This is a genomic window from Caulobacter sp. P1_B12_2 (assembly GCF_056406675.1).
This window is the reverse complement of record NZ_JBFTZS010000297.1, coordinates 1-9,302: the sequence shown is the minus strand read 5'-3', so window position 1 is coordinate 9,302 and position 9,302 is coordinate 1. Positions and strand designations below refer to the sequence as shown.

Here is a 9,302-nt window from a genome sequence, read left to right as displayed (position 1 = left end):
CCCCGACCCTTCCCCCATCGAGGGGGAAGGGAGCTATCCGCCCGGAACCGTCGTCGAATCCTCTCCCGCCCAAGCCGCCCTCGGCTCGGAGATCGGCCACCGCGTCGCCCGCGACGGTGGGACGGCCTTGCTGATCGACTACGGTCGCGACGCGCCGGGCCCGGGCGATACGCTGCAGGCCCTGAAGGCCCACGCCAAGGTCTCGCCCCTGGCTGAGCCGGGCCAGGCCGACCTGACAGTCTGGGCCGACTTCCCTGCCGTGCTGGCGGCCGCTGTCGAGGCCGGCGCCGCCGTGGGACCCATCCTGACCCAGGGCGCGTTCCTGCAGGGCCTGGGGATCGAGGCCCGAGCCCAGGCCCTGGCCGCTTCCAGGCCCGACCAGTCGGAAAAGCTGGCCAGGCAGCTTGATCGCCTGACCGGAGCGGCGCAGATGGGCCAGCTGTTCAAGGTCGTCTGCCTGTCCGCGCCCGGCCTTTCTCCTCCGCTGTTCGAGGAATCCTAGACCATGCACGACCTGCCCACCGTCCAGTCTCCGCTGTTGGCCGCCGTCGCCGGGGTGAAGCACGCGTTCTTCACCCGCCAGGGCGGGGTCTCGACCGGGCTCTATTCCAGCCTCAACGTCGGACGAGGCAGCCAGGACGAGCCGGCCGACGTCGCCGAGAACCGCGCCCGGGCCGCCGCCTGGTTCGGAGCCGCGGCGGAAGACCTCAACACCTGTTTCCAGATCCACTCGACCATCGCCATCGTCGCCGACGGCTCGTGGGGCGACGTGCGGCCGCAGGGCGACGCGGTGGTGACCAAGACCCCGGGCGTGGTCTGCGGCGCCCTGCACGCCGACTGCGCGCCGGTGCTGATCGCCGACCCGGTCGCCCGCATCGTCGCGGCCGCCCACGCCGGCTGGCGGGGCGCGCTGGACGGCGTCATCCAGGCCGCGGTGGACCGGATGGTGGCGCTGGGCGGCGAGCCCTCGCGGATGGTCGCCGCCGTCGGTCCCTGCATCGGGCCCCAGTCCTACGAGGTCGGGCTGGAGTTCCTGCACCGCTTCGAAGCCGAAAGCCCGGGCTCCGGCCGATTCTTCTCGCCGGGCGAAGGCGAGGACAAGCGTCTGTTCGACCTCCCGGCCTTCGTTCTGGACCGTCTGGAGACGGCCGGGGTGGGCCGCAGCGAGTGGGTCGGCCGCGACACCCGGACCGAGCCGGATCTGTTCTTTTCGAACCGCAGGGCCTTTCTGGCCGGGGAGTCCGACTACGGACGGCTTCTTTCGGCCATCGCGCTCGAAGCGTGAGCCCCTTGGAGAACGCGCTGAATAACCAGAATCAATCGAGACTCGGGGTTGTTCCCGCGCCCGGGACTGCTAGAAGCCCCCGCAACGGCGACACCCCTTCCCGAGACAAGATCATGAAGCTGCTGTCCGGCAACTCGAACCGCACCCTGGCCCAGGCCATCGCGGAATATCTCGACATGCCGCTGACCCGCGCCCAGGTGCGCCGGTTCGCCGATCTCGAGGTCTTCGTCACCATCGACGAGAACGTGCGGGGCGAGGACGTCTTCGTCATCCAGTCGACCAGCTACCCGGCCAACGACAACCTGATGGAGCTGTTGATCTGCATCGACGCCCTGAAGCGCGCGTCGGGCAAGCGGATCACGGCCGTGCTGCCCTACTTCGGCTACGCCCGCCAGGACCGCAAGACCGGCGGCCGCACGCCGATCTCGGCCAAGCTGGTGGCCAACCTGATCACCCGCTCGGGCGCCGACCGGGTGCTGACCATGGATCTGCACGCCGGCCAGATCCAGGGCTTCTTCGACATCCCGACCGACAACCTGCTGCCCTCGCGCCTGCTCGCCGACGACATCCACAAGCGCTACAAGCTGGGCGACGACCTGATGGTCGTCTCGCCCGACGTCGGCGGCGTGGTTCGGGCGCGCGCCCTGGCCAAGCGCCTGAACGACGCCGACCTGGCCATCGTCGACAAGCGCCGCTCGGCCCCGGGCGAGAGCGAAGTGATGAACATCATCGGCGATGTGGCCGGCCGCCAGTGCATCCTGTTCGACGACATCGTCGATTCGGCCGGCACCCTGTGCAACGCGGCCTCCGCCCTGATCGCCCAGGGCGCCAAGTCGGTTTCGGCCTATGTCACTCACGGCGTGCTGTCGGGCGCGGCCGCCGAGCGCGTGGCCAATTCGGTGCTGACCGAGCTGGTGGTCACCGACTCGATCGAGGCCTCGGACACCGTCAAGGCGTGCCCGAAGATCCGCTATGTCTCCTGCGCGCCGCTGATCGGCGAGGCCATCCGCCGGATCGCCAATGAGGAATCGGTCTCCAAGCTGTTCGACTAAGAACACCCCAGAGGGGAACCGCCGGGGCTTCGAACGCCTTTTCGACGGCTACGCTTGTCAAGACATGGTTAACGGGCTGACTGTCACAATCTCGCCCGCGCGCCGATGGTATGGCGGGCGCTCTATATCATTGGGGATGTTCTCGGGATGCTTTCCACCACGCGTACGCGCGCCGCGCTGACGGCCATCGCCGTGGTCGCCGCCACCTTGCTGGCCAGCTGCGAAACGCCGCCGCCGCCGCCGCCGGTGGTTCTGGCCCCGCCCGCCCCGCCGCCGATCACCCTGTCCTCGAGCATCGTCGAGAAGGCCAGCGCCTTCCGCGGCTACATGCAGCGCGCCGGCGCCATCAGCCCGACCTTCGAGAACGGCGACCAGATCCAGTCGTCGCTGAAGGTCGCCGTCGCCTATGAGCCCAAGCAGTTCCTGTCGGGCGCCACGGCCTACGCCGCGGTCCTGGCCCTGCAGGACCCGACCTATGTCGCCTCGGTGCGCAGCTTCGCCGTCGACCCGGCCCAACGCCAGCAGGTGATCAACCAGCTGATCGCCGACCCGGCCTACGCCGTCGGCTTCAAGGGCAGCGACACCGCCGCCGCCCGGATCATCGATACGCTCGGCGCCGACGGCCTGAGGGTCTACACGGCCGGCAAGGCCGTCAAGCAGGCGGCCTACGACGTCCAGCGCTCCAAGTGGTCGCTGCTGCCCGTGCTCGACCGCGACGGCCGCCTGGCCTACGCCAAGACCATGTCGGCGACGCCCGGCCTGGCCGACAGCGCCGACATGGCCGCCCTTCAGCAAGCCTCGATGGGTGGCGCGCCGCTGGTGCAGGCTCCGCCCGCCGGCCCGGCGGCGGACCCGCTCGCCGCTCTGGCCGCCGGCCCGCGTTCCGCCCCGCCGCCCTACAAGCCGCTGGTCATCCGCGGCATGGCCGTCGCCGCCCTGGCCGCGCTGGGCTACGCCGGCGACGACAAGCTGACCCTGATCGAGGCCGTGATGGCCGAGCCGGCCAGCGCCATGTGCCTGAACATGGCCAAGCTGAACCTCTACCAGTGCCTGGCCGTCGCCAAGCCGCACTACGAGGACGTGTTCTGCCTGGGCCAGCACATCATGATCGACACCGGCATGTGCGTGATCAAGGCGTCGGGCGCGGCCATGCCCTACGAGCCGCCGCCCCCGGGGGGCCGTTCTGTGTATGAGGCGCGACCCAAAAACGTCGACCGGGCGAGACAATCCAGTCTTGTGCGGCGGCTTCGCATTTCGAGAGCACGGGGCTCTCCAGAGAGAAAAGACATGGCCGAGATCATTCTCAACGTCGAAATCCGCGACCGCGCCGGCACCGGCGGTTCGCGCGAAACCCGCCGCCAGGGCCTGGTCCCCGGCGTTCTGTACGGCGGCCCGCAGGCCCCGGTGAACATCGCCGTGAAGGTCAACGAATTCCGCAAGGCGCTCTACACCGGCAAGCTGCTGGGCCACCTGGTGACCCTGCAACACGGCGACCAGAAGCAATCGGTCATCGCCAAGGCCGTGCAATTCCACCCCGTCACCGACGTGCCGCTGCACTTCGACCTGTACCGCGTCGACGAGCACCAACTGATCAAGATCGAAGTGCCGGTGCACTTCAAGAACCACGAAACCTCGGTCGGCCTGAAGAAGGGCGGCACGCTGGAAGTGATCCGCCACGTCGTCGAGCTGGCCTGCCCGGCCGACAAGATCCCCGAGGAACTGGTCATCGACCTGGCCTCGCACGACATCGGCGACGTCATCCGCATCTCGGAAGTGAAGCTGCCGGAAGGCGTGCGCACCGCCCAGGACCGCGACTTCGTGATCGCCAACCTGAAGGCCTCGGCGGCCTCGCAATCGAACGAAGGCGACACCACCACCGAAGCCTAAACGCTTTGGTCGGGTCTCCGATCTGATACGTGAGAACGGGCGGGCTTCAGGGCCCGCCCGTTTTTCGTTGCGCGCCCTTATCTTGGATTTCCAGCGATGCTGATCCTCGCCGGCCTCGGCAACCCCGAGCCGAAATACGAGAAGAACCGACACAATGTCGGGTTCATGGCGGTCGACGCCCTGGCTCGCAAATGGGGCACGGCGCCGTGGCGTTCGCGCTTCCAGGGCCTGGCCTGCGAGGGCCTGGTCTCGACCCCGAACGGTCCGGTCAAGCTGCTGCTGCTCAAGCCCAAGACCTTCTACAACGAGAGCGGCCGCGCCGTCGGCGAGGCCATGAAGTTCTTCAAGCTGGCGCCGACCGACGTGATCGTCTTCCACGACGAGATCGACATGGCCCCCGGCCGCTTCCGGATGAAGGCCGGCGGCGGGGCGGCGGGCAACAACGGCGTGCGTTCGATCACGAGCCAGATCGGCGACACCTTCCGCCGCGGCCGCATCGGCGTGGGCCATCCGGGCCACAAGGACGCGGTCATGCACTACGTGCTGGGCGACTTCCACAAGGCCGAGCACCAATGGCTGGACCCGATGCTGGACGCGCTTTGCGACGCCCTGCCCTTCGCGGCGGCCGGTGACGACGAGCGCTACCAGGCCGAGGTGCTGCGTCTCGCCCCCGCCCCCAAGGCCGATCCTAAAAAAGCCGCGCGCCCAGCCGACTAGGTCCTGTCGTCCAGCCGGCGATTGACCTTGGCGCGTCGAGGAGACAAAGACCCAAGGTGGAGCTTGGAGTCCGCAATGCTGCCCCTGATCGGCCCGTCCCTGATCTTCTCGATCATCCTGTGCGTCCACGTGGTGCGCACCCATCAGCAGATGTACTGGCTGTGGATCATCCTGGCGTTCCCGTATGTCGGGGGCCTGGTCTATCTGGCGGCCATCATCGCGCCGGAGTTCTTCGGCGGGGCCAAGGGACGCCAGGTCGGCAAGGCGGCGCGCGACATGCTCGATCCGCAACGCGAGTATCGCACAGCCACCCAGGCCGTCGACGACACGCCGACCGTCGCCAATCGCTCCCGCCTGGCCGCCGCGGCGGCGGGCCTTGGACGGCACGCCGAGGCCGAACGCCTGTACGCCGAGGCCTTGCAGGGTCTTTACGCCGACGATCCGCAGCTGATGCTGGGCCGCGCCAACGCCCTGATCGAGCTGGATCGCGCCGCCGAGGCCCTGCCGCTGCTGGAGAGCCTGAGCGCCCAGTCGCCCGCCGCCCGCACGCCGAACGTCGCCCTGGCCCTGGGCCGCGCCCATCACGCCCTGGGCCAAACAGCGGAGGCCGACACCGCCCTGCGCTGGGCGGCCGCCCACCTGCCGGGCTTCGAGGGCATGGCGCGCTACGCGGTGTTCCTGGCCGAGACGGGACGCAAGGACGAGGCCCGGGAAGCCTTGGTCGAGATCGACAAGCGCCTGGCCAAGACCCACTCGCATTTCCGCAAGGAAGCCCGCGGCTGGCGCGACCTGGCCGCGGCGGCGGTGGGGGCCTAACCCCGATCCGCGCCGTCGCCGATCAGCAGGTGGCCCACCCAGCTGACCGCGCCGACCACCAGCGAGCCGAAGATCCCGGCCCACAGGCCGTCGACCACGAAGCCCTTCAGCATCAGGCCGACCAGACCCAGCATGGCGGCGTTGACCACCAGCAGGAACAGACCCAGCGTCACCACGGTGATCGGCAGGGTCAGCACGAAGACCACCGGCCGGACGATGGCGTTGACCACGCCCAGCAAGAGCGCCGCGATCAGCAGGGTGGTCCAGCCGCCGGGCACGGCGATGCCCGGTACGATCTCGGACGCCAGCCACAGGCCCAGGGCGGCGATCAGGGCTCGGATGATGAAGCGCGTCACGAACAGTCTCCTTGGCGTCAAGCGCAGGCATTAGATGTGCATTTCCCCGGCCCCAGCAAGGCCCGGTGAAGCTTGTGTCGGATACACGACCATGACCTCCGCGATTGGGCGCTAATATCCGAGGCTCGGCCTTGGCCACGGGATTCCGCTACCTGATGACAACGCCGATCCTCGATCACCTGCGCGTGGCCACCCGCGACCTGCACGATGGCCTCGAAGCTCGGCTGGACGTGTTCGCGCGCGTCGCCGATCCTGCCCGACGCCGCGAGATGGTGAGCCGCTTCCTGGCCTTCCACCGGCCCGCCGAGGCCGCCCTGGCGCGACTGCTGGGCGACGAGCCGGACCTGGAATTCGACGCCCGCCGCAAGACGCCCGCTCTGGAGCGCGACCTGGCGGTTCTCGAGGTCGCAACGCCGATCGACGCCCCGCTGGCCCCGCCGACCGGACGCTCGGAGGCCCTGGGCTTCCTCTATGTGCTGGAGGGCTCGACCCTGGGCGGCCGGGTCATCGACAAGCAGCTTCGCGTGCGCGGCCTGTCGTCCGAAGGCCTGAGCTTCTTCCAGGGCTATGGCGAGACGACCGGCGCGCGCTGGAAGGCGTTCTGCGCCGTGCTGGAACGCGCCGACGACAAGGCCGCCGCCGCGCGCGGCGCGCGCTCGGCCTTCGCCCAGATGGAAGCCTGGATGTGCGGGGTTCCGGCATGACCGCGTCCGGACCCACGGCCGAGCAGATCGCCTCGTGCGACCGCGAACCGATCCACATTCCCGGCGCCGTCCAGCCGCACGGCGTTCTGCTGGTGCTGGACCGCGACACGCTGGAGATCCGCCACGCGGCCGGCGACGTGGCCGGGCTGCTGGGCGCCGAGACCTGGATCGGCGTGTCCGTCGGCGCGGTGCTGGGCGACCCGATCGCGCGCAACATCGCCGCCGTCACCGCCTCGGGAAGCAGCGGCGGCTTCGTCGGAAACCTGCGGGTCGCCGACCGGGCGTTCGACGTCAGCGCCACCTTCCAGACCGACAAGGTGCTGATCGAGGTCGAGCCGGGCCTGGACCAGCCGCTGACCGGGGCCCAGATCCTGGCCCAGCTGGAAGCGGCCGCCGCCGCCTTCGAACGCTGCCCCGGCCTCCAGACCCTCTATGACCGGGCGGCGACCGAGTTTCGCCGTCTGACCGGCTACGACCGGGTGATGGTCTATCGCTTCGGCGACGACGACGCCGGCGAGGTGCTGGCCGAAAGCCGCGCGCCTCAGGTTCAGGCCTTCCTCAACCATCGCTTCCCGGCCAGCGACATCCCCAAACAGGCCCGCGCGCTCTATGTGCGCAACCTGGTGCGGGCCATACCCGACGCCGACTATACGCCCGCGCCGTTGCTGCCGCCGCCGACGACCGATCTGGACATGAGCGACTGCGCCCTGCGCAGCGTCTCGCCGGTGCATCTGCAGTACCTGCGCAACATGGGCGTCGTCGCCTCGGCCTCGGTGTCGATCGTCAAGGACGGACGCCTGTGGGGGCTGATCGCCTGCCACCACGAGAGCCCCCGCCTGCTGCCCTACGACATCCGCGCCGCCTGCCGCGCCCTGGCCGGCGGCCTGGCCCGGCAGATCAAGGCCAAGGAAGAGGCCGAGACCTATCGCGAGCGCTTGCGCCTGCGGTCCCTGGGCGACGACCTGATCGACGCCCTGTCGCGCGCCGACAACGGCGACCTGGTCCTGGAGGAGCACATGCGCGACCTCCTGCGCCTGGCCGACGCCGACGGCGTGGCGGTGCTGCGCGGCGAGCGCATCGAGGCGGCGGGCAAGCTGCCGCCCCACCTGGCCTTGTCGATGCTGCGCGACTGGCTGCTGGAGACCACCAAGGACGGCGGCGAGGACCTCGCGGCCACCGACCAGGCCTCCGTCGACATTCCCGACGCCGCGCCGTTCCGCGCCCTGGCCTCGGGCCTGATGGGCGTCGTGGTCGAGCGTTCGCCCCTGCTGGCCGTTCTGTGGACCCGGGCCGAGCACGTCGAGACCGTGCGCTGGGCGGGCGAGCCCGTGAAGGAGACCACCCCGGACGGGGTGCTGTCCCCGCGCGCCTCGTTCGAGGCCTGGACCCAGACCGTGCGCGGCCGGTCGCGCCCGTGGACCGCCGCCGAGACCAACGCGGCTCTGCGGCTGCGCGAGAATCTGATCGACCTGAGCCGGGGCCGCCGCACCGTCGAGCTGAACGGCCACCTGCGCGCCACCCTGCAGGACAAGGACGACCTGCTGCGCCAGAAGGACTTCCTGCTGCGCGAGGTGAACCACCGGGTGCAGAACAGCCTGGCCCTGGCCGCCAGCTTCCTGACCATCCAGATGAAGTCCATCGACGATCCGGTGGTGCGCGGCCCCCTCGAGGAGGCCAGCCGCCGCCTGACCGCCGTGGGCCTTGTCCACCGGCGGCTCTATCGTGGCGACCAGTTGGAGACAGTGGCGCTGGACCGCTACCTGGCCGAACTGGCCGAGGAGATGGTCGGCACCCTGGACGAGGACTGGGCGCGCCACCTGCGGGTCGACGCCGCCCCGGTGACCGTGCCCACCGACAAGGCTGTGATCATCGGCCTGGTGGTCACCGAGCTGTTCATCAACGCGGTCAAGTACGCCTACGGCGGAAAGCCGGGACGACTGGACATCGGCCTGGTCGAGGACGGCGACCGCATCCGCCTGATCGTCGCCGATCAGGGCGGCGGCAAGCAGGGTCCGCGCGTCGGGTTCGGCAGCAAGATGATGGACGCCCTGGTGCGCCAGATGGGCGGGGTTCTGACCTATCACGACAACGCCCCCGGCGTGCGAGCCGAGCTGTCCGTCGGCCGCCTCTGAACCGTCCCGGCAAGTGACGTAGCGTCGAGCGACATTTTGCGGTTGAAAAAATGAGAATGAACGTTCATTCTCATTTTCGTAAGGCCAATACCCGAGCGCGGGTGTCGGACATTACAAATGCGTTATCGACCTTACCTTAGCCGCAACGCCTACCTATCTGACCCATTCCGGTGGGGATGACGGCGCGCGATTGACGGGCGGATCCGCACCAAGGGGATTGTTTTCTATGGCCGTGAATTCACTATCGGTGATGTCGCCGGACGGCGGCCTGTCGCGTTATCTCACCGAAATCCGCAAGTTCCCGATGCTCCCCAAGGACGAGGAGTTCATGCTCGCCCAGCGTTGGAAAGAGC

Annotated in this window: 10 protein-coding genes; 9 read left to right on the top strand and 1 reads right to left on the bottom strand. The window is 69.2% G+C overall.

Annotation, left to right across the window (positions count from 1 at the left end; genetic code table 11):
- From AC1DZ6_RS17295 to AC1DZ6_RS17270, 6 genes are all read left to right on the top strand, one after another.
- A partial coding sequence (locus AC1DZ6_RS17295) for an SAM-dependent methyltransferase (RefSeq protein WP_477098380.1) occupies positions 1-502 on the top strand: 502 nt, incomplete at its 5' end.
- 3 nt (positions 503-505) lie between these two features.
- Positions 506-1,285, top strand: a complete 780-nt coding sequence (pgeF, locus tag AC1DZ6_RS17290) for a peptidoglycan editing factor PgeF (RefSeq protein WP_477098379.1) — start codon at positions 506-508, stop codon at positions 1,283-1,285.
- Positions 1,286-1,398: 113 nt separating this feature from the next.
- A complete protein-coding gene (locus tag AC1DZ6_RS17285; RefSeq protein ID WP_477098378.1) occupies positions 1,399-2,337 on the top strand; it encodes a ribose-phosphate pyrophosphokinase in 939 nt (312 codons plus the stop codon).
- 1,287 nt (positions 2,338-3,624) lie between these two features.
- On the top strand, positions 3,625-4,224 hold the full coding sequence (locus AC1DZ6_RS17280) for a 50S ribosomal protein L25/general stress protein Ctc (protein WP_477098382.1): 600 nt from the start codon (positions 3,625-3,627) through the stop codon (positions 4,222-4,224).
- A gap of 96 nt (positions 4,225-4,320) precedes the next feature.
- A complete protein-coding gene (gene pth, locus AC1DZ6_RS17275) occupies positions 4,321-4,941 on the top strand; it encodes an aminoacyl-tRNA hydrolase (RefSeq protein ID WP_477098377.1) in 621 nt (206 codons plus the stop codon).
- Between the two features lie 75 nt (positions 4,942-5,016).
- Complete coding sequence (locus AC1DZ6_RS17270) at positions 5,017-5,757, top strand: tetratricopeptide repeat protein (protein ID WP_477098376.1); 741 nt, start codon at positions 5,017-5,019, stop codon at positions 5,755-5,757.
- On the opposite strand, the gene AC1DZ6_RS17265 is transcribed toward AC1DZ6_RS17270, so the two are convergent.
- Positions 5,754-6,113 carry a phage holin family protein gene (locus tag AC1DZ6_RS17265; protein ID WP_477098375.1) on the bottom strand — a complete coding sequence of 120 codons (360 nt, stop codon included), beginning with the start codon at positions 6,111-6,113 and terminating at the stop codon, positions 5,754-5,756. The two genes, AC1DZ6_RS17270 and AC1DZ6_RS17265, sit on opposite strands and share 4 nt — an antisense overlap.
- Positions 6,114-6,268: 155 nt before the next feature.
- Here AC1DZ6_RS17265 and AC1DZ6_RS17260 point away from each other — a divergent pair, with 155 nt between their 5' ends.
- From AC1DZ6_RS17260 to AC1DZ6_RS17250, 3 genes are all read left to right on the top strand, one after another.
- A complete protein-coding gene (locus AC1DZ6_RS17260; RefSeq protein ID WP_477098374.1) occupies positions 6,269-6,817 on the top strand; it encodes a biliverdin-producing heme oxygenase in 549 nt (182 codons plus the stop codon).
- On the top strand, positions 6,814-8,949 hold the full coding sequence (locus AC1DZ6_RS17255) for a GAF domain-containing protein (protein ID WP_477098373.1): 2,136 nt from the start codon (positions 6,814-6,816) through the stop codon (positions 8,947-8,949). The genes AC1DZ6_RS17260 and AC1DZ6_RS17255 overlap by 4 nt, the downstream gene beginning before the upstream one ends.
- A 217-nt stretch (positions 8,950-9,166) precedes the next feature.
- A partial coding sequence (locus AC1DZ6_RS17250; protein ID WP_477098381.1) for a sigma-70 factor domain-containing protein occupies positions 9,167-9,302 on the top strand: 136 nt, incomplete at its 3' end.

Bases quoted from the DNA above. Each gene is read 5' to 3' on its own strand.
- pth (WP_477098377.1), top strand. From the start codon at position 4,321: ATGCTGATCCTCGCCGGCCTCGGCAACCCCGAGCCGAAATACGAGAAG.
- AC1DZ6_RS17260 (WP_477098374.1), top strand. From the start codon at position 6,269: ATGACAACGCCGATCCTCGATCACCTGCGCGTGGCCACCCGCGACCTG.
- AC1DZ6_RS17270 (WP_477098376.1), top strand. From the start codon at position 5,017: ATGCTGCCCCTGATCGGCCCGTCCCTGATCTTCTCGATCATCCTGTGC.
- AC1DZ6_RS17255 (WP_477098373.1), top strand. From the start codon at position 6,814: ATGACCGCGTCCGGACCCACGGCCGAGCAGATCGCCTCGTGCGACCGC.
- pgeF (WP_477098379.1), top strand. From the start codon at position 506: ATGCACGACCTGCCCACCGTCCAGTCTCCGCTGTTGGCCGCCGTCGCC.
- AC1DZ6_RS17280 (WP_477098382.1), top strand. From the start codon at position 3,625: ATGGCCGAGATCATTCTCAACGTCGAAATCCGCGACCGCGCCGGCACC.
- AC1DZ6_RS17285 (WP_477098378.1), top strand. From the start codon at position 1,399: ATGAAGCTGCTGTCCGGCAACTCGAACCGCACCCTGGCCCAGGCCATC.